Origin of the sequence: Klebsiella sp. I138, assembly GCF_051131765.1 — a bacterium.
In the GTDB taxonomy this organism is placed as follows: domain Bacteria; phylum Pseudomonadota; class Gammaproteobacteria; order Enterobacterales; family Enterobacteriaceae; genus Klebsiella.
Window position 1 is genome coordinate 4,984,235 of record NZ_CP180447.1, and the last position, 19,180, is coordinate 5,003,414.

Genomic DNA, 19,180 nt, shown 5'->3' on the forward strand with positions numbered 1-19,180 from the left:
CCGCCGGCCTCAGCCGACGTCATAAAGACTTTTTTAATAAGAGTTACTAATAATTCACATGCAGGATACTTCGGTTTTACATTTGCTCAACCGATGAAGCAGGATTACCACTGCGCAAAAAAGGAGTCAAGAAATGGAAAAAAGTCGATGCAGATCTGTGATTGGCTGCAAAGAACCGAATAAAAAACAGACAGCCGGTTTGACCGAAACGCGGGCACAAAAAAGGGCGGAAGAGGGTGCTAAAGAGATGAGAATAACGGGCGGTGGAGGGCCGCCCGGAGGATTAATCTTCGCTGAGAAACAGCTCAAGCAGAGAGTTTAAAAACAGCTTGCCGTGTTCGGTTATCTGCCAGCAATGCTCATCTTCAGCCAGGTAGCCCTGGGCGATGGCGGCATCGATTTGCGGGCGGATCACGTGCTCTTCGAGGCCGGTATAGCGGCTGAATTCGCTGCGCGGCGCCGCTTCCAGCAGACGAAAGCGGTTCATAAAGAACTCGAACGGTTTATCGGCAATTTCGACGTCATGCTGACGTTCGAGGTAACGACCTTCCATGTATCCCCGAGGATGGCGTGTTTTTGCCGTACGCAGAATTCTCCCGTCCGGGAAGGTGACCTTGCCGTGTGCGCCGCAGCCGATGCCCAGGTAGTCACCAAAGCGCCAGTAGTTCAGATTGTGCTGGCACTGATAGCCCGGCTTCGCATAGGCCGACGTTTCGTACTGCTGATAACCTGCAGCCGTCAGCAGGCGATGCCCCTGCTCAAAGATATCCCATAGCGCATCGTCATCCGGCAGGACCGGCGGACGCGAGCCGAACAGCGTGTTTGGCTCAATGGTCAGCTGATACCAGGAGAGATGCGGCGGATTAAGGTCGATAGCCTGGCGCAGGTCGTCCAGCGCCTCTTCCAGCGACTGATCCGGCAGGCCGTGCATCAGGTCGAGGTTGAAGCTGCGCAGCCCAAGGCCGTTTGCCAGGTGCGCCGCCCGTTTCGCCTCGTCGGGGCCGTGAATGCGGCCCAGGCGCTGCAGCTTAGGCTCACTGAAGCTTTGCACGCCGATGGAGATTCGGTTCACGCCTGCCCGCTGGTATTCGACGAAACGATCGGCTTCCACGGTGCCTGGATTGGCTTCCATGGTGATCTCTGCACCGGCGGCCAGCGGCAGGCACGCCCGCACGCCGTCGAGCAGGGTTTGCATCGCCGGCCCGGAGAGCAGGCTCGGCGTACCGCCGCCGATGAAAATAGTCCCGATTTCACGTCCCTGGGCGTAGGCCGCATCGGCCCGCAGGTCGCTCAGCAGATGCTGCACATAATCATCGTGCGGCACCTCGCCTTTTAGCGCATGCGAATTAAAGTCGCAGTACGGGCATTTCTGCACACACCAGGGGATATGAATATACAGGCTCAGAGGTGGCAAATTAGCCATTACGTAATGCTTCCAGTAACAGTTTCAGCGCGCGTCCGCGGTGGGATATCGCGCTTTTTTCTTCACGGCTGAGTTCCGCTGCGGTTTTACCCTCGGACGGAACAAAGAAAATTGGGTCGTAGCCGAAGCCGCCGCTGCCAGCCGCCTGACGGGTAATGACCCCCGGCCAGCTGCCGTGACAAACGACAGGCGTCGGGTCGGCCGCATGACGCAGATAGACCAGCACGCAGTGGAATTGCGCCTGACGCCGGTCGTCAGGGACATCCTTCAGGGCATCGAGCAGCTTTTCCAGGTTCTGCTGGTCGCTAGCGTCTTCCCCGGAGTAGCGGGCTGAATAGATACCCGGCGCGCCACCCAGCGCATCAACCGCGATACCGGAGTCGTCGGCAATGGCCGGTAAACCGGTAATCTGAGCCGCGTGACGAGCTTTCAGAATCGCGTTTTCGATAAAGGTCAGACCGGTTTCCTCGGCGGAATCCACGCCCAGCTCGGTTTGAGCAACGATATCCAGACCAAAATCTTCCAGCAGCGAGGCCAGCTCGCGAACCTTCCCGGCATTACCGGTGGCGAGAACAACTTTTTGCATCATTAATCCTGTCTATTCTGTCAGCGCCGCGACCGCAGTCGGGATCTGTTGCGGGTTGATGATTTTTATCTGTTTGTGGCGACCGAGCTCTCCTTTTTCAAGAAGTACCTGGCTTTTCGCGACACGAAACTGTTTGGCGAGGAATTTAACCAGATGGGCGTTAGCCTGGCCATCAACGGGTGGAGCGGTAATGGCGACTTTGAGCTCGTCGCCATGTAAACCAACGATGCTATCACGGCTGGCCTTGGGCTGAATATACAGCCGCAGCACCAGCCCGTCAGCGCAGGCCTCAACGGCACTCATAGCGCCATCCATAGCCCCGGAAGCAGGACGTTGCCGGTCGCCTGTAGCAGTTCGGCGATCCCCATATTGACCACGTACAGCAGCAGAACCAGCACCATCGGCGAGAAGTCGATACCGCCCATCGACGGCAGCATTTTGCGGATGGGGCGCAGCAGCGGATCGGCCAACTGCATCAGAACGAATTCTACCGGGCTACGGCCCTGGCTTACCCAGCTCATGATCGCCATCAGCAGCAGCACCCAGAAAATCAGCAGGCCGACGGTCTTCATCAGAATCAGCAGCGCGGAAATCCAGATAATCGGCTGGAAGGTGACCACCATAAACAGCACGATGGCTTTCACGACGCAGAGAATAAAGGCGATCAGCAGCGAGGAGCTGTCGATGGGGCCCATGGCCGGAATAATACGTCTCAGCGGCCCAACGATCGGCTGGGTAACCTTAACGACAAACTGCGAAAATGGGTTGTAAAAATCGCAGCGTGCCCACTGCATCCAGACGCGTAGCAACATGATCATCGTGTAAAGTTCAATGACCGTTGCCAGCAGGAAAGTCAACGTCTTCATGGCGTTCCTCAGATTCCTTAATTTTTGCTGTAGTCGCGCGCACCGAAAATTGCGGTACCGATGCGCACCATCGTGCTTCCCGCCGCGATTGCGGCTTCCATATCATCCGACATGCCCAAAGACAACGTATCGACCGTAGGGTATTGCGTTTTCAATCGCGCAAATGCTACCGCCATTTGTTGGGCTACGGCAAACTGCCTTACATATTCTGACTCAGGTGCCGGAATCGCCATCAGCCCGCGTAGCTGCAGGTTGGGCAGGGCGGCAATCTCCGCTGCCAGGGCGTCCAACGCAGGCAGAAGAATGCCAGACTTGCTCTGTTCATCGCTAATGTTTATTTGAATCAATACATTAAGCGGTGGAAGGTGTGCCGGACGCTGCTCGCTAAGCCGCGTGGCGATTTTCAGACGATCGACGGTGTGACACCAGTCAAAATGTTCCGCTACCAGGCGACTTTTGTTGGACTGCAGTGGGCCAATAAAGTGCCACTGTAGCGAAGCGGCGCCAGCTTCCTGGAAGTAGCGGATTTTTTCCACCCCCTCCTGGACGTAGTTTTCACCAAAAGCCACCTGGCCTTCGGCTATCGCCTCTTCAATCGCGCTCGCAGGTTTGGTTTTACTCACCGCAAGCAGCGTAATTTCTTCTGGATCGCGACCGCAGCGTGCGGCAGCGTCTGAGATTTTGTCCCGGACCTGTGCCAGGTTATGCGCAATATCGTTCATATTCCGAGGATGAGTTATGGAGCTGGAAGAAATCGTGGCCCTTAGTGTAAAGCATAATGTCTCCGATCTACACCTGTGCAATACCTCGGCAGCGCGCTGGCGTCGGCTGGGAAAGCTAGAGCCTGCACCATTTTACACGCCGGATATTGTGGAATGGCTCAATGACTGGCTTAGCGAAAAGCAGCTAGCGCACTGGCTGGCCAATGGACAGGTGGATTTTGCGCTCACGCTGGCGGCCGGGCTGCGCCTTCGTGCCAGCGCGTTTTCCCACGCCCGCGGAGTTTCTCTGGCGCTGCGCTTATTGCCGGAAAGCTGCCCCCGGCTTGAGGCGCTGCGTGCCCCTGCGGCGTTGACGGAGTTGTTGAATGAAGAAAGTGGTTTGATTCTGGTCGCCGGGGCGACCGGCAGCGGTAAGTCGACCACACTGGCGGCGATGGTTAACCACCTCAATCAGCAGCGGGAGGGGCATATTCTGACGCTTGAAGATCCGGTGGAGTTTGTCCATCAGAGCGAGCGGTGCCTGATTCAGCAACGTGAAATCGGCCGCGATAGCCCCACTTTTGCCTCGGCTCTGCGAGTGGCGCTGCGCCAGGACCCCGACGTTATCCTGCTGGGAGAGCTGCGCGACAGTGAAACGATCCGCCTGGCGTTGACCGCGGCGGAGACAGGCCATCTGGTGATGGCTACGCTACATACCCGTGGTGCGGCGCAGGCGGTTGAGCGTCTGGTTGATGTTTTCCCCGCGCAGGAAAAAGAGCCGGTTCGCAGCCAGCTAGCGGGAAGCCTGTGCGCGGTTCTGGCGCAAAAATTACTCCCGGCAGCGGCAGGCGGAAGAATTGCGCTATACGAGCTTTTGGTGAATACCCGGGCCGTCGCTAATTTGATCCGTGAAGGGAAAACGCATCAATTGCCGGGCGTCATGCAAACCGGTCAGCAGGCCGGGATGCTGACTTTTACGCAAAGTTTTCAACAGCGTGTGTCATCTGGTCTTTTATAAGCGACGTTTTATTATTCAGTTGTCATGCCAGTGCATTGTTATCGTGATGTTTTACTAATGTTTGTTGTTATTGCCGCTGAATATAATTATGCATCAATGCCTACGCCAAATTAATGACGTCTATGAAATGGGGAGTGACATTATCCTCGCAGAATAAGGAAAAAAATCAGATTATCTTTTGACACTTTTCGTATGTTCGACTTATGCTGTTTCTGGAGATAGGATGTTTCCCATGAAATATTGTTTTAAAATGTAAATTTATTAATTTTTTGTAATTTTAGGTTTAATTCATTTAACCGCCATGATGGTGGGTGCTTGCTAAGGAGAGTTTTAAGTGATTAATTTTAAAGGTAATATATCTAATTCTCGTCAGGTTGTGTTTATTACTCATCCGTCAATTCAGAGTAAGGCATTTGCCTCTTATCTGAGCGATGCATTGTCGGTTATGGTGACGCTTCATAATATCAACAAACCGCTGACGCAGCGTTTGCCGAAAGAATCGGTAATATTATTTGATATTGCCGTGTCGAATAAAAAACTGAACGGACTATGGCGGGATATTATTCGGTCTTACGCCGAAAATCCGCGTTTGCTGATTATCAACAGCGCACAAAAATATGAGCTTTATGAAATGGCGCAGTGGCCGGCATTGTACGGTGTTTTCCGCCATGACGATGATGAATCGCGTTTAATTGAGGGCGTTAAGGCCGTGCTAAATGGCGAACAGACGGCTGAATTGAGCGTGATGCACCCGGCGATGTATGCCGCGGATCATGCATCGATCCCTGCGGAGAGCTCGCCGTTGACCGAGCGTGAATGTGAAATCCTTAATGAATTACGCTGTGGCGCAACCAATATGGATATTGCTCGCGCGCTGTTTATCAGCGAAAACACGGTACGTACTCACCTGTACAACGTGTTTCGTAAGCTGAGCGTAAAAAACCGCACCCAGGCGGTAAGCTGGGCGAATGAGCATTTACGTCACTAGGGCATTCGGTAACGATGGCGCCATTTTGCAGAAGGTGGCGCCATCGGCGTAGCTTCGGGCTCAGAAACCCTGCTCGAAGTAGCTTTCCAGAATGATCACCGCAGAGGCAGAATCAATGCTGCCTTTATTCAGGGCGCGGAACCCGCCGTGCTCGAATAGCCCGGCACGAGCTTCCACCGTGCTCAACCGCTCGTCGTGCAAGGTGATTTTCACCCCAAAACGGCCGTGAATTTTATTGGCGAAGTTGCGCGCGCGCGCAGTCAACGGCTGTTCTGTCCCGTCCATATTCAGCGGCAGGCCGACGATCACCGCTTCTGGTTGCCACTCCTTCAGCAGCTTTTCGATGACATTCCAGTCTGGTTTGCCATCCTGCGCTTTCAGTGCCGGAAGGGGACGGGCGGTGCCGGTGATGCGTTGGCCGACGGCAACGCCGATGCTTTTAGTGCCGAAATCAAAACCCAGTAGCGTTCCGCTCATTATGCGTGCCCCGCGATACCGGGCATCGTCACGATGTCGATACCGATAAGTTTCGCCGCGTCACGCCAGCGGTCGGCGATGGGCGTTTTAAACAAAATATTCTGATCCGCCGGGGCCGTCAGCCAGGCGTTATCGAGGATTTCCTGTTCCAGCTGACCTTTCTCCCAGGAAGAATAGCCCAGCGCGACCAGCACATTAGCCGGTTGTTTATCCGTACCGAGCGTTTCCAGTACGTCACGGGAGGTGGTAATCACCGTATTATCGGAGATACGAATGCTGGAGGAAAAATCAGAAGGCGGTGAATGCAGAATAAAACCGCGATCTTCCGCCAGCGGCCCGCCGAGCATCACCGGTTTATCCAGACGAATCTCCGGATTACGCGGCTCAGCGACAATGTTTAACTTTTCCAGAATTCCGTCAATCTGCAAATTTTCCATCGGCTTATTGATGATAATGCCCATGGCGCCATCGTCATTGTATTCGCAGATATAAACCACGGAGCGGCGGAATATAGGATCCTGAAGAGCAGGCATGGCAATCAGAAAGTGATGCTGTAAATTCATTGTCAGAGGTTCTGTTCCTGGTTCAAAAAAGCAGCACCCAGTATGCGGGTAAAGCCTGGACCTGTCGATTCAACTTTATCTTTCAGGCGACAGAGGCGTTGATTTCCTCGCTCGAACCGGTCACATAGTGAACTATGCTCCCGGTCTCTTGCTGCGTCATCGCCTTCCTGTCACCTGAAATCTTTCGTTGAATCATGTGGACTATCTTGTCGCATGACAGAGGCGTTGATTTCCTCGCTCGAACCGGTCGCATAGTGAACTATGCTCCCGGTCTCTCGCTGCGTCATCGCCTTCCTGTCACCTGAAATCTTTCGTTGAATCATGTGGACTATCTTGTCGCATGACAGAGGCGTTGATTTCCTCGCTCGAACCGGTCACATAGTGAACTATGCTCCCGGTCTCTTGCTGCGTCATCGCCTTCCTGTCACCTGAAATCTTTCGTTGAATCATGTGGACTATCTTGTCGCATGACAGAGGCGTTGATTTCCTCGCTCGAACCGGTCACATAGTGAACTATGCTCCCGGTCTCTTGCTGCGTCATCGCCTTCCTGTCACCCGAAATCTTTCGTTGAATCATGTGGACTATCTTGTCGCATGACAGAGGCGTTGATTTCCTCGCTCGAACCGGTCACATAGTGAACTATGCTCCCGGTCTCTCGCTGCGTCATCGCCTTCCTGTCACCCGAAATCTTTCGTTGAATCATGTGGACTATCTTGTCGCATGACAGAGGCGTTGATTTCCTCGCTCGAACCGGTCACATAGTGAACTATGCTCCCGGTCTCTTGCTGCGTCATCGCCTTCCTGTCACCCGAAATCTTTCGTTGAATCATGTGGACTATCTTGTCGCATGACAGAGTCGTTGATTTCCTCGCTCGAACCGGTCACGTAGTGAACTATGCTCCCGGTCTCTCGCTGCGTCATCGCCTTCCTGTCACCCGAAATCTTTCGTTGAATCACGAGATTATCTTTCAGGTCACAGGTTGACCCGCTTACTTCCCGAGGCGTTTCTCGATAGCGTCCATCAGCATACCGGTGATGGAAATCGGGAACGCCGCTTCAATTTCACGTACGCAGGTTGGGCTGGTGACGTTAATTTCCGTCAGGCGATCGCCGATGATATCCAGACCGACGAAAATCAGGCCTTTGGCCTTCAGCGTTGGCCCGACGCGGCGGGCAATGGCCCAGTCGCTGTCGCTCAGCGGACGTGCTTCACCACGACCACCGGCGGCAAGATTACCGCGCGTTTCGCCGCCCTGCGGAATACGCGCCAGGCAATAAGGCACCGGTTCGCCGTCAACCACCAGCACGCGCTTGTCACCGTCTTTAATCGCCGGCAGGTAGTTCTGCGCCATGCAGTAACGGCTGCCAAGCTCGGTCAGCGTCTCCGCAATCACCGGCAGGTTCGGATCGCCCTCTTTGACGCGGAAAATGGAGGCGCCGCCCATGCCGTCCAGCGGTTTGAGAATAATATCGCCGTGTTTTTCCCAGAAAGCTTTCAACTGAGCTTTATTCCGGGTCACCAGAGTCTCTGGCGTCAGGTCGGCAAACCAGGCGGTAAACAGCTTCTCGTTACAGTCACGCAGGCTCTGCGGTTTGTTAACGATCAGCGTACCTTTATCTTCGGCGCGCTCAAGAATATAGGTCGCGTAAATAAACTCGGTATCAAACGGCGGATCCTTACGCATCAGAATGACGTCGAGATCCGCCAGCGGCAGATCCTGCTCGTCGGTAAACTCGTACCACTTATCGTAATTCTGTTCCACGCTCAGCTTACGCGTACGGGCGCGGGCTTCCCCGTTGATTAAGTACAGGTCGTTCATCTCCATATAATGGAGTTCATAGCCGCGACGCTGCGCTTCCAGCAACATAGCGAAGCTGGTGTCTTTTTTGATGTTGATGGTTGCGATGGGGTCCATCACGATGCCGAGCTTGATCATTGTTATTCTCCGTTAACGCTTCAACCTAAGTCGCCAAAACGCACCTGCAGGGCGGTAATGGCAGTTAGCGCAGTTGTCTCTGTACGCAGAACGCGCGGTCCCAACAGAATATCAGTAAACTGGTAGCGAGCGGTCATCACTATCTCTTCCGCCGACAGGCCGCCTTCCGGGCCAATCAGCAGACGAACGCGTTCAACCGGCAGCGGCAGCGTGTTAATACTGGCGCTGGCGCGTGGGTGCAGGTTGAGCTTCAGACTATTGTCCTGCTCAGCACACCAGGCCTCCAGCTGCATGGCCGGGCGAATTTCCGGTACCACGTTGCGGCCGCTTTGCTCGCAGGCGGCAATGGCGATTTTCTGCCACTGCTGGATTTTTTTCTGCAAACGTTCGGCATCCAGTTTAACGCCGCAGCGTTCGGAAAACAGTGGCGTTATGAGGCTTACACCGAGCTCAATCGATTTCTGAACGGTGAATTCCATCTTTTCGCCGCGCGACATCACCTGACCCAGGTGAATATGCAGAGGGGACTCGCGGTCGTCAGTCTCGCCGCCGATCACGTCAACCAAAACGTTTTTCTTTCCGGCTTCAGCGATAACGGCGTCGAAAACCTGATTACTGCCGTCAAAAAGCTGAATAGCCTGGCCTTTGCCCATCCGTAGTACGCGGCCAACGTGGTTGGCGGCATCGTCAGAGAGGGCAATTTGACTGCCTACGGTTACAGGCTCCGGGTGGTGAATGCGAGGGATGCGCATGCTGGGTATTCCGTTCTTCGCGCAGGCGCAGTCTTTTCCACTGCGGGGAAAGCGGCACCTGCAAATTAACAATTGCCGCTAGTGTAGGTTAGCTCTTTTGCGCCTGGCAAGCTTGCTGGACGTATGGATTGTGGTTGCCCTGTACTTTAGCGATGCGCTCGTCGCGTTCGCACTCCCACGAAGTGACCGGATACATCTTATCCCAGGCGGTAAATAGCTGGGTTTGCTGACGGGAGAGGGTGAGCTGATAGGTATCGCGCATATAAAAGTAGGTACGAGCGATAGAACCGCGGGCGCGGGCAGGCGGCTCGGCAACTTTATCTTTAAAGTCGACCTTCATGGCGCACTGACCATACTGGCCTTCTCCGCCGTTCCACTGGCCATACATAAAGTTGGCGCGGTCGCCGTTGACTTCACCCACGGCCGGCTGCAGGTTGTGCATATCGCTTTCTATCTTACGATAGACCGGATCTTTGGCGCAGTTTTTCCGCCCGCCGTCCTGCCAGCACTGGCGCTGATGGCCAAACTGCCATGCCGGAACGACGTGTTCCCACTCTACCCGGCTGGCGCGGTTTTCATTTTTACGCACTTTATAGCCGCAAGATTCCAGATCGATAACGCCTTTTTTCCCCTGCCAGTCAATTTTACAGCCGCAGTAGAAATCGCCGGGTACATCGGCATTGACCTTTACTCCGGCAGCTTTCGCCTGGGAGAAGCTGTTGATTCCTTCGGCCGTAGCCTGGCCGCTGCAGGCGGCGACCAGAAACGCCGTGGCAAAAACATAATTACGGGACATCGTTAACTCCGTGTCAAAACGAGCCCGCAACGTAACGAATGCGATTGTCAGATGCAATCAGCCAGATCAGAAAATTTCCAGTTATACCCGATATTTACTCTTCAGCGACCAGGAGATCGCCGCAGCGCACGCAGCGGTAGGTCGCTTCGCCGCGAACCACGCGGTTATGACGGCGGACGGTGAGCTGATGCTGCTGGCACTGACAGCGATAGGGAAAGGTATTCTGGCGAACGGAGTCGAGTTCGAAACGGTGGGTACGGCGGGCGGCGACGCCGAGCACGCTTTCCATCATCCATTTCCACTCTTTGCCGTGCGGCGCTACGCGACCAAAATGTTTCCAGACCAGCAGATGCGCCAGCTCGTGCGGGACGACCTCGTCGATAAAGGCCTGCTGGTTTTCCAGTAGCAGTACCGGGTTGAGGCGAATTTCGTTTTTCTCAAGCCAGGCGGTACCGGCGGAGGTGCCGCGCTGCTGATAGACCAGGGAGGGTTCCGGGTAATTGCGGCCAAGCTTGAGGTTCGCCTGGGCGAGCTTTTCCCGCAGGCAGCGCATCGCGGCCTGTTGAATGGCGATAGGAATTCGGGGTGTTTTCATAGCGCCAGAGGATAGTGCGCCGGAAAGGGGAGAGCAAGAGGAAGACGCTTCCTCCCGGGCGGGAGGAAGCGTTAATGGTCAGTCGCGTGCGCCGATTTCGCGCAGCGGACGGCCTTTCATCAGGTTACGTTCAATGTGTTCCAGCGAAACGTTTTTGGTTTCCGGGATAAGCCACAGTGTCAGAACAATAAACAGAACGTTCAGACCGCCATAGACCCAGAAGGTGTTCGCGCTGCCCAGCGAGTTAAGCATGGTCAGGAAGGTCGCACCGACGATCATGTTGGCAATCCAGTTGGTTGCCGTAGAGCAGGTGATACCAAAATCGCGGCCTTTAAGCGGCTGAATCTCTGAGCACAGTACCCAAATCAGTGGACCGGCGCTCATGGCGAAGCCAACGATAAACATCAGCAGCATCAGCACGGAGAAGTACTGGGCGGTGGCTGAATGAATACCGATATGCATCATTGCACCCAGCACGCCCATGCCGACGGCCATCACGATAAAGCCGAGGATCAGCGTCGGTTTACGGCCCCAGCGGTCAACCAGCCCGATAGCGATAAAGGTCGCCAGCACGTTGGTCAGACCGACAATAACGGTCCCCCACATCTGTTCGGTCGTGTTGGCATACCCCGCCAGTTCAAAAATCTTCGGCGCGTAATACATGATGACGTTCATACCGGTGAACTGTTGCATGACCTGCAACAGGATGCCGAGGAATACGGCGCGACGGAAGTTGCTGTTTTCTTTAAATAACTCCCAGCCAGACTGTTTTATCTTCAGGCTTTCACGAATCTCATCCAGCTCGCGTTTGGCTTCGGCGCTGGTGTCACGCAGACGCAACAGTACGCGTTCGGCATCGACGAAGCGGCGTTTGGCGGCAAACCAGCGCGGGCTGTCCGGCAGGAAGAAAACGCCAACCAGCAGCAAAAGCGCCGGGATGATAATGACGCCCAGCATCCAGCGCCATGCGCCGCTGTAGCTGAAGGCGGTATCCGACATATAGGCACCGAGGATCCCGATGGTGATCATCAGCTGATACATTGAAATCATACTGCCGCGGATTTTTTCCGGTGCGATTTCAGACAGATACAGCGGGGCGGTGTAAGAAGCGACGCCAACGGCCAGGCCGAGCAGCACGCGGGATACGAGCAGTACTTCAACGTTCGGGGCGGCGGCGGAGAACAGGGAACCGGCGACGAACAGGATAGCGCCGATCATCAGGCTCTTTTTACGACCGAGGCGGAAAGAGAGCCAGCCGCTGCCGACTGCGCCGACGGCGGCGCCGAACATCATGGAACTCACCACCCATTCCTGAGTGTGAGCGCTAATCTGGAACTCGTTGGCAATAAAGGGTAAGGCACCCGCAATGACACCGATATCAAGGCCGAAAAGCAGGCCAGCCAGTGCAGCGAGGAAACAGACAAAGAACGTCATCGTCTTGTTCGAGCGCCCTTGTTTTTTGTTGTCAGGCATAACGCCCTCCAGTTGAGTTATTGATTCTGTCGATGCTTAGGGTAGGGGAGTCCATCACAAAAAAACGTGATACCAATCACGGCTGTGTAATCGCTTACACTAAAGTAAAGAAGTGTAATCACTAAAATATCATTAATTTCAAAGAGATAATGTATTATAAAACCACTATATAAAATCAATAATCAGATAAGCCTGAAACACTATGCAATATAGTGAAAGATTGTTTCACTTACTTGGTTTGGTGGTTATTTTATGGCTATAGCTCTAATGTAATCGCTTTCATTTTGTTGGGGAAAAGCGCGTTTTTCTGAGGCAGAGAAGAAGAAACAACGGGGTTATGAAAACAAAAAGGCCAGCACGGGGCTGGCCTTGGCAGAAGAAAAGCGTCGGGATTACTTCAGGCCGGCCGCTTCACGCAGCAGAGCCGCTTTGTCGGTTTTTTCCCACGGGAAATGTTCACGACCAAAGTGACCGTACGCCGCCGTCTCTTTGTAGATCGGGTGCAGCAGATCCAGCATCTGAATCAGGCCGTAAGGGCGCAGGTCGAAGAATTCACGCACCAGCAGAGTCAGTTGCTCAGAGGCGATTTTCTCGGTACCGAAGGTTTCCACCATAATGGAGGTCGGTTCTGCTACGCCGATAGCGTAGGAAACCTGAATCTCACAGCGGTCAGCCAGGCCAGCGGCAACGATATTTTTCGCCACATAGCGCGCGGCGTACGCCGCAGAACGGTCAACCTTAGACGGATCTTTACCGGAGAACGCACCGCCGCCGTGACGTGCCATGCCGCCGTAGGTATCCACGATGATTTTACGACCGGTCAGGCCGCAGTCGCCCATCGGGCCGCCGATAACAAAACGGCCGGTCGGGTTGATGAAGAATTTGGTAGCGCTGCTCAGCCATTCGGTCGGCAGGACCGGCTTGATTATCTCTTCCATCACCGCTTCCTGCAGTGATTTCTGATCGATATCTTCGGCGTGCTGAGTCGACAGAACCACGGCATCGATGCCGACGATTTTGCCGTCGTCATACTGGAAGGTGACCTGGCTTTTCGCATCCGGACGCAGCCACGGCAGCGTGCCGTTTTTGCGCACTTCAGCCTGACGCTGCACCAGACGGTGAGCATAGGTGATCGGCGCTGGCATCAGAACGTCGGTTTCGTTAGTCGCATAGCCAAACATCAGACCCTGGTCGCCCGCGCCCTGTTCCAGCGGATCGGCGCGGTCAACGCCCTGGTTAATGTCCGGGGACTGCTTGCCGATGGCGCTCAGTACGGCACAGGAATTGGCATCAAAGCCCATATCGGAATGCACATAGCCAATTTCACGAACCGTATTACGCGTAATTTCTTCGATATCAACCCATGCGCTGGTGGTGATTTCACCGCCGACCAGCACCATGCCAGTTTTGACATACGTTTCACACGCGACGCGCGCTTTCGGATCCTGTTCGAGGATCGCATCCAGCACGGCGTCGGAGATTTGGTCAGCAATTTTGTCTGGATGCCCTTCTGATACAGACTCGGACGTAAAGAGGTGTTTTGCCATGTTTTATTTTACCTGTGGAGTATTCGTGTAGCTCATACTGTTGTGTGAATTCGCTCTGATAGGCAATTCTACCAAAACTTGCAGGTAGTGACACGAGCAGTCTGAGTGTTAATCAGTATAGACGGATTAACTTCTGGATGGCTATTTTAGGTCAGATCTTAATCCCATTTCCAGCCTTTTTTGATGTAGATCGCATTGATGAAAAAGAGTGGGTGGCAATTTTTCCTGCCATCCGCGGCAACAGGCCTATTTTTATTTTGCATTTTAGCCGGCTTATCGGTATAAAACGCCGCGCGCGGCTCATTAAAAAAGCGCACGAAGCCCATCTCGTGACGCCACTTCCAGCCGGGTTAAGCAGTCTGTATATACAGAAATCTGCAGCGGTGTTTTGCACGTTGCTGCGGTATGTCTAGCTTTGGCTTGTCGCTGACTCGTATCCGGGCAGTGTGGAGGTGATACCAGATAATGAACCCACGTTTTTCATCCGACTCGTCGCGTCGTTCCGTCGCGCGTCTCTATCCCGCAATCTGCATCTCTTTCATGCAAACCAGCCGACGTTCTACCCGTCTCGGCGCTTCTCAGGATTCCAGGGCCGGCAGGCTATCTGAAAACTGAACAAGGGCTCTCTTGCTATCGCAAGGGTTTTCTCGTGGTTTCTCCGGACTGTCATACTACGTTCGGGTATGTGTTTTACTATGATATGAATAAGAAACCGGTCGCGCAGTCGCAAAGCCAGCACTATCTGCTGGGGTTTAGGACTGTTCATGGGTTGTTATCGCGTCTTCGGGCTGCGATAGTAGTCAATATTACAATTTGAGGTTCGCTATGTCTGACGACATTTCTTCAGTTTCGCCTTCGTCAGCAGGCGAACACGGTGTACTACGTTCCATGCAGGAGGTTGCGATGAGCTCCCAGGAAGCCAGCAAAATGCTACGTACTTATAATATTGCCTGGTGGGGTAATAACTACTACGACGTTAACGAACTGGGCCACATCAGCGTTTGCCCGGATCCTGACGTCCCGGAAGCCCGCGTTGACCTCGCTGAATTAGTGAAAGCACGCGAAGCCCAGGGGCAGCGCCTGCCGGCACTGTTCTGCTTCCCGCAGATTCTGCAACATCGCCTGCGTTCGATTAACGCCGCCTTTAAACGTGCGCGTGAGTCATACGGCTATAACGGCGACTACTTCCTGGTTTATCCGATCAAGGTTAACCAGCACCGCCGTGTGATTGAGTCGCTGATCCACTCCGGCGAACCGCTGGGTCTGGAAGCCGGATCCAAGGCCGAGCTGATGGCAGTCCTGGCACACGCCGGGATGACCCGCAGCGTTATCGTCTGTAATGGCTATAAAGACCGTGAGTACATCCGTCTGGCGCTGGTCGGTGAAAAGATGGGCCACAAGGTCTATCTGGTTATCGAAAAAATGTCGGAAATCGCGATTGTGCTGGAAGAAGCCGAGCGTCTGAATGTCGTTCCGCGCCTTGGCGTGCGTGCGCGTCTGGCGTCGCAGGGTTCCGGTAAATGGCAGTCTTCCGGCGGTGAAAAATCGAAGTTCGGCCTCGCGGCAACGCAGGTTCTGCAACTGGTTGAGATTCTGCGCGCGGCGGGGCATCTGGAAAGCCTGCAGCTGCTGCACTTCCACCTCGGATCGCAGATGGCCAACATTCGCGATATCGCCACCGGCGTACGTGAATCGTCGCGTTTCTACGTTGAGCTGCACAAGCTGGGCGTGAATATTCAGTGCTTTGACGTTGGCGGTGGCCTGGGCGTTGATTACGAAGGCACCCGTTCGCAGTCCGACTGCTCGGTGAACTACGGCCTGAACGAGTATGCCAACAATATTATCTGGGCAATTGGCGATGCCTGTGAAGAGAACGGCCTGCCGCACCCGACGGTGATTACCGAATCAGGTCGTGCGGTCACCGCGCACCACACCGTGCTGGTCTCCAATATCATCGGCGTTGAGCGTAACGAATACACCGAGGCGACCCCGCCTGCGGAAGATGCGGCGCGCCCGTTGCAGAGTATGTGGGAAACCTGGCTGGAGATGCACGAAACCGGCAACCGCCGCTCGCTGCGCGAATGGTTGCACGACAGCCAGATGGATCTCCACGATATTCATATCGGCTACTCGTCCGGTACCTTCAATCTTCAGGAGCGCGCCTGGGCAGAGCAGCTGTATCTGAACATGTGCCATGAAGTACAAAAGCAGCTTGATCCGAGCAATCGCGCGCATCGTCCGATTATTGACGAGCTGCAGGAACGCATGGCGGATAAGATTTACGTCAACTTCTCGCTGTTCCAGTCGATGCCGGATGCATGGGGTATCGACCAGCTGTTCCCGGTCATGCCGCTGGAAGGGCTGAATATGGTGCCTGAACGCCGCGCGGTGCTGCTGGATATCACCTGTGACTCCGACGGCGCTATCGACCACTACGTGGATGGCGACGGGATTGCCACCACCATGCCGATGCCGGAATACGACCCCGAGAACCCGCCGATGCTGGGCTTCTTTATGGTTGGCGCCTATCAGGAAATCCTCGGCAACATGCACAACCTGTTCGGCGATACCGAAGCGGTCGACGTTTTCGTCTTCCCTGACGGCAGCGTTGAGGTTGAGCTGTCCGACGAAGGGGATACCGTGGCGGATATGCTGCAATATGTGCAGCTTGATCCGAACACGCTGCTGACCCAGTTCCGCGATCAGGTGAAAAATTCCGGTCTCGACGAAGCGCTGCAGCAGCAGTTCCTCGAAGAGTTTGAGGCTGGTCTGTACGGGTATACTTACCTGGAAGACGAGTAATGTTTTACGGGCCCTCTCTGCTATTGGGGGAGGGCACTCGGTCACACAACTGTGATGCCGACTTGAACCCGTACGCATTAACGGCGATAATTCGCGCTAACAAGCAGTCCCCTATTCAAACCCTTCCTCGTCGGGCCTAACGACGCGGAAGGGTTTTTTTATATCTGTCATCGACGGTAAAAAGAGGTCATTCTCATGAGCACCTTAGGTCATCAATACGATAACTCCCTGGTATCTAACGCGTTTGGTTTTCTGCGTCTGCCGCTGAATTTCCAGCCGTACGACAGCGACGCGGATTGGGTTATTACCGGCGTGCCTTTTGATATGGCAACTTCCGGGCGCGCAGGTGGCCGTCATGGCCCGGCGGCTATCCGTCAGGTATCCACCAACCTCGCATGGGAGCACAACCGCTTCCCGTGGAACTTCGACATGCGTGAGCGTCTGAACGTGGTTGACTGTGGTGACCTGGTGTACGCCTTTGGCGACGCGCGCGAAATGAGCGAGAGGCTGCAGGCGCATGCGGAAAGACTGCTGGCGGCCGGGAAGCGTATGCTCTCCTTCGGCGGCGACCACTTTGTGACCCTGCCGCTGCTGCGCGCCCACGCGAAGCACTTTGGCAAAATGGCGCTGGTGCACTTTGATGCGCATACCGACACCTACGCCAACGGCTGCGAATTCGATCACGGCACCATGTTCTTCACCGCGCCGAAAGAAGGTCTGATCGATCCAAACCACTCGGTGCAGATCGGTATTCGTACCGAGTTTGACAAAGACAATGGGTTTACCGTGCTGGATGCCTGCCAGGTGAACGATCGTTCCGTGGACGACATTATCGCGCAGGTGAAACAGATCGTCGGTGATATGCCGGTGTACCTGACCTTTGATATTGATGCGCTGGATCCGGCGTTTGCACCGGGTACCGGTACGCCGGTGATCGGCGGGCTGACCTCCGATCGGGCGATCAAGCTGGTACGCGGCATGAAGGATCTGAACATCGTCGGGATGGACGTCGTTGAAGTGGCGCCGTCTTACGATCAGTCCGAGATCACCGCTCTGGCAGCGGCGACCCTGGCACTGGAAATGCTCTATATCCAGGCCGCGAAAAAAGGCGAATAAGCCTTAGGCGCTCACTGCTGCTGCGCGACGCATGCGCAGCAGCAGCATCCCTCCGGCAAGCAGCGTTACCACCTGCGAGGCCACCAGCACTGAAAACCCTGAGCTCACCGAACCTGCCGACTTCATCACCATTCCCATCAGCAGCGGAATAAACGCCGCACAGATGTTGCCAATGCCGTTAATGATGCCGTAAGCGCTACCTACCGCCTGGCGCGGCGCGTGATGCTGTACTACCGCCGGGATCGCCGCACCCTGTAATCCCCAGAAGATATTGGCCGCTAACATAAATAGCGCGAGAAGCGCCGGCTGCGAGCTTAGCATCAGCGCCAGGACCGAGCTGGCGGTCAGCAGTCCACCGATAATAAACAGCAGCGGCGCCTGCTCCGGTCGCATCTTATCGAGCAGGACGCCGCCGAGAAATTTCGACCCGAGGCTGAGCAGGAAAGGGATCGCGGCAAGCAGGCCGGTGGCCTGAAGGGAAAAGTGGTGTTCATCACGCAGCCAGGCCGGTAGCCAGGCGCTACTGCCCCACAGATAGCTCAGAGTGGCAATTTCTACCAGCAGGATCCAGCCGAGAAGCGGCGTATGCCAGGCCAGCAGAAAGGTCTGCCAGAAGCCGGGCGTGGCGCTTTTTGTCTGAACCACCGGAGCCGGTAAGAAACGCCAGATCACTCCGCCGCCAAGCACCAGGTTCAGTCCTGCCAGGCTGTAAAACGATCCCATCCATCCCTGGTGTTCAACGAAAAAAGTAACCAGCGGAAAGCCCACCGCCAGCCCCAAAGAGACACCCAGAGCGGTCACCGCATTTGGTTTCCCAATCTCTTCGGCAGAGAAGCTGTCGCTGATAAAGCGCGTTTTGAGGGAAAACAGCGGACCTTCCGCGATCCCGAGGATAATTCTGGCCAGCAGCATCCCCATTAGCGAGCCCAGCAGTGGTGAAATGGCACAGATCAGCGCCCAGATAGCAATGCTGGTCAGCAACCCCTGTCGGTAATTCAACTTACTTTCGATAACCGGGGTTAATAGTAATGCCGAAAATCCATAACCCAGAAGAAAGCAGGTCATCAGCATTCCTTGTAACATTCTGTTTTCATTTAGCTGAAAGTGGGTGGCAAAATCGGGGTTAAGAATCATCACCGAGATATTTACCCGATCGACGTAAGAAATGATTATTAGCAACAGTATTGCGATTGTTCCCTGCCATCTTGCGGTCATTTTTATTCTTCTCTCTCGCTTGTTAATGAATCAATGTTGTTATTTTTAAATTACGGTGATAATCACGTATGTAAAATGGTTCACCAATGAAACTCATTGTTTTAAATCGATAATTTAAATTGTTGTTTCACCTGTGAAACCTGATGTCATGCGGCTTTTATCATTTTTAATGATCCTTGATAAAAAAAGTCAATAGCAGTTATCGACAATATCAGCGGCAGATTAATTTAATTTCATCTCGCACCTTAAATATCACAATTTCATATCGCAGCATTTTTTCGTGATCAATTGCACACTTAGTTAATTAAATAGCGCTTAGTTAAC

General features: G+C 54.3%; 21 protein-coding genes. 7 read left to right on the top strand and 14 right to left on the bottom strand.

Annotated elements, in window-relative coordinates:
- Positions 1-283: 283 nt before the first annotated feature.
- From hemW to ACMYSK_RS23365, 5 genes are read right to left on the bottom strand one after another with little or no spacing between them, the layout of a single operon-like run.
- Complete coding sequence (gene hemW, locus ACMYSK_RS23345; RefSeq protein WP_434638784.1) at positions 284-1,423, bottom strand: radical SAM family heme chaperone HemW; 1,140 nt, start codon at positions 1,421-1,423, stop codon at positions 284-286.
- Complete coding sequence (locus ACMYSK_RS23350; RefSeq protein ID WP_434644306.1) at positions 1,416-2,009, bottom strand: XTP/dITP diphosphatase; 594 nt, start codon at positions 2,007-2,009, stop codon at positions 1,416-1,418. The genes hemW and ACMYSK_RS23350 overlap by 8 nt, the downstream gene beginning before the upstream one ends.
- 12 nt (positions 2,010-2,021) lie before the next feature.
- Entirely contained in the window at positions 2,022-2,312 is a 291-nt protein-coding gene (yggU, locus tag ACMYSK_RS23355; protein WP_434638786.1) for a DUF167 family protein YggU, read from the bottom strand.
- Complete coding sequence (locus tag ACMYSK_RS23360) at positions 2,309-2,875, bottom strand: YggT family protein (protein ID WP_434638787.1); 567 nt, start codon at positions 2,873-2,875, stop codon at positions 2,309-2,311. The genes yggU and ACMYSK_RS23360 overlap by 4 nt, the downstream gene beginning before the upstream one ends.
- Before the next feature lie 17 nt (positions 2,876-2,892).
- Complete coding sequence (locus tag ACMYSK_RS23365; RefSeq protein ID WP_434638788.1) at positions 2,893-3,597, bottom strand: YggS family pyridoxal phosphate-dependent enzyme; 705 nt, start codon at positions 3,595-3,597, stop codon at positions 2,893-2,895.
- A 16-nt stretch (positions 3,598-3,613) separates the two neighbouring features.
- Between ACMYSK_RS23365 and ACMYSK_RS23370 the strand changes: the two genes are divergently transcribed.
- Positions 3,614-4,594: a type IV pilus twitching motility protein PilT gene (locus ACMYSK_RS23370; RefSeq protein ID WP_434638789.1), complete on the top strand. Its 981-nt coding sequence runs from the start codon at positions 3,614-3,616 to the stop codon at positions 4,592-4,594.
- Positions 4,595-4,928: 334 nt separating this feature from the next.
- Positions 4,929-5,582: a LuxR C-terminal-related transcriptional regulator gene (locus ACMYSK_RS23375; RefSeq protein WP_434638791.1), complete on the top strand. Its 654-nt coding sequence runs from the start codon at positions 4,929-4,931 to the stop codon at positions 5,580-5,582.
- A 60-nt stretch (positions 5,583-5,642) separates the two neighbouring features.
- On the opposite strand, the gene ruvX is transcribed toward ACMYSK_RS23375, so the two are convergent.
- The 8 genes from ruvX to metK all read right to left on the bottom strand — a co-directional run bounded on the left by ruvX (position 5,643) and on the right by metK (position 13,723).
- Positions 5,643-6,059 (bottom strand): Holliday junction resolvase RuvX, encoded by a 417-nt coding sequence (ruvX, locus tag ACMYSK_RS23380; RefSeq protein ID WP_004867490.1) that lies wholly within the window; start codon positions 6,057-6,059, stop codon positions 5,643-5,645.
- Entirely contained in the window at positions 6,059-6,622 is a 564-nt protein-coding gene (locus tag ACMYSK_RS23385) for a YqgE/AlgH family protein (RefSeq protein ID WP_434638793.1), read from the bottom strand. Before ACMYSK_RS23385 ends, ruvX begins: the two co-directional genes overlap by 1 nt.
- A 990-nt stretch (positions 6,623-7,612) precedes the next feature.
- Entirely contained in the window at positions 7,613-8,560 is a 948-nt protein-coding gene (gene gshB / locus ACMYSK_RS23390; protein WP_434638795.1) for a glutathione synthase, read from the bottom strand.
- Positions 8,561-8,580: 20 nt separating this feature from the next.
- Positions 8,581-9,312, bottom strand: a complete 732-nt coding sequence (rsmE, locus tag ACMYSK_RS23395) for a 16S rRNA (uracil(1498)-N(3))-methyltransferase (RefSeq protein WP_434638797.1) — start codon at positions 9,310-9,312, stop codon at positions 8,581-8,583.
- Between the two features lie 88 nt (positions 9,313-9,400).
- Entirely contained in the window at positions 9,401-10,108 is a 708-nt protein-coding gene (endA, locus tag ACMYSK_RS23400; protein WP_434638798.1) for a deoxyribonuclease I, read from the bottom strand.
- Positions 10,109-10,202: 94 nt separating this feature from the next.
- Positions 10,203-10,703: a SprT family zinc-dependent metalloprotease gene (locus tag ACMYSK_RS23405; protein ID WP_434638800.1), complete on the bottom strand. Its 501-nt coding sequence runs from the start codon at positions 10,701-10,703 to the stop codon at positions 10,203-10,205.
- A gap of 78 nt (positions 10,704-10,781) precedes the next feature.
- Positions 10,782-12,176 carry a sugar porter family MFS transporter gene (locus ACMYSK_RS23410; RefSeq protein ID WP_434638802.1) on the bottom strand — a complete coding sequence of 465 codons (1,395 nt, stop codon included), beginning with the start codon at positions 12,174-12,176 and terminating at the stop codon, positions 10,782-10,784.
- Between the two features lie 392 nt (positions 12,177-12,568).
- Positions 12,569-13,723, bottom strand: a complete 1,155-nt coding sequence (gene metK, locus ACMYSK_RS23415) for a methionine adenosyltransferase (protein ID WP_041147193.1) — start codon at positions 13,721-13,723, stop codon at positions 12,569-12,571.
- A gap of 137 nt (positions 13,724-13,860) precedes the next feature.
- Between metK and ACMYSK_RS23420 the strand changes: the two genes are divergently transcribed.
- The 5 genes from ACMYSK_RS23420 to speB all read left to right on the top strand — a co-directional run bounded on the left by ACMYSK_RS23420 (position 13,861) and on the right by speB (position 17,641).
- Positions 13,861-14,136, top strand: coding sequence for a hypothetical protein (locus ACMYSK_RS23420; protein WP_434638804.1), 276 nt, complete (start codon positions 13,861-13,863; stop codon positions 14,134-14,136).
- 127 nt (positions 14,137-14,263) lie between these two features.
- Positions 14,264-14,338 (top strand): hypothetical protein, encoded by a 75-nt coding sequence (locus ACMYSK_RS23425; protein WP_434644309.1) that lies wholly within the window; start codon positions 14,264-14,266, stop codon positions 14,336-14,338.
- 85 nt (positions 14,339-14,423) lie between these two features.
- On the top strand, positions 14,424-14,540 hold the full coding sequence (gene yqgB, locus ACMYSK_RS23430) for an acid stress response protein YqgB (protein WP_434644311.1): 117 nt from the start codon (positions 14,424-14,426) through the stop codon (positions 14,538-14,540).
- Between the two features lie 8 nt (positions 14,541-14,548).
- Positions 14,549-16,525 carry a biosynthetic arginine decarboxylase gene (gene speA, locus ACMYSK_RS23435; protein WP_434638805.1) on the top strand — a complete coding sequence of 659 codons (1,977 nt, stop codon included), beginning with the start codon at positions 14,549-14,551 and terminating at the stop codon, positions 16,523-16,525.
- Positions 16,526-16,720: 195 nt separating this feature from the next.
- The gene (speB, locus tag ACMYSK_RS23440) at positions 16,721-17,641 is read left to right on the top strand and encodes an agmatinase (protein ID WP_434638806.1); all 921 of its coding nucleotides are present in this window, start codon (positions 16,721-16,723) and stop codon (positions 17,639-17,641) included.
- 3 nt (positions 17,642-17,644) lie between these two features.
- On the opposite strand, the gene ACMYSK_RS23445 is transcribed toward speB, so the two are convergent.
- Positions 17,645-18,856, bottom strand: coding sequence for an MFS transporter (locus tag ACMYSK_RS23445; RefSeq protein WP_434638807.1), 1,212 nt, complete (start codon positions 18,854-18,856; stop codon positions 17,645-17,647).
- Positions 18,857-19,180 lie beyond the last annotated feature (324 nt).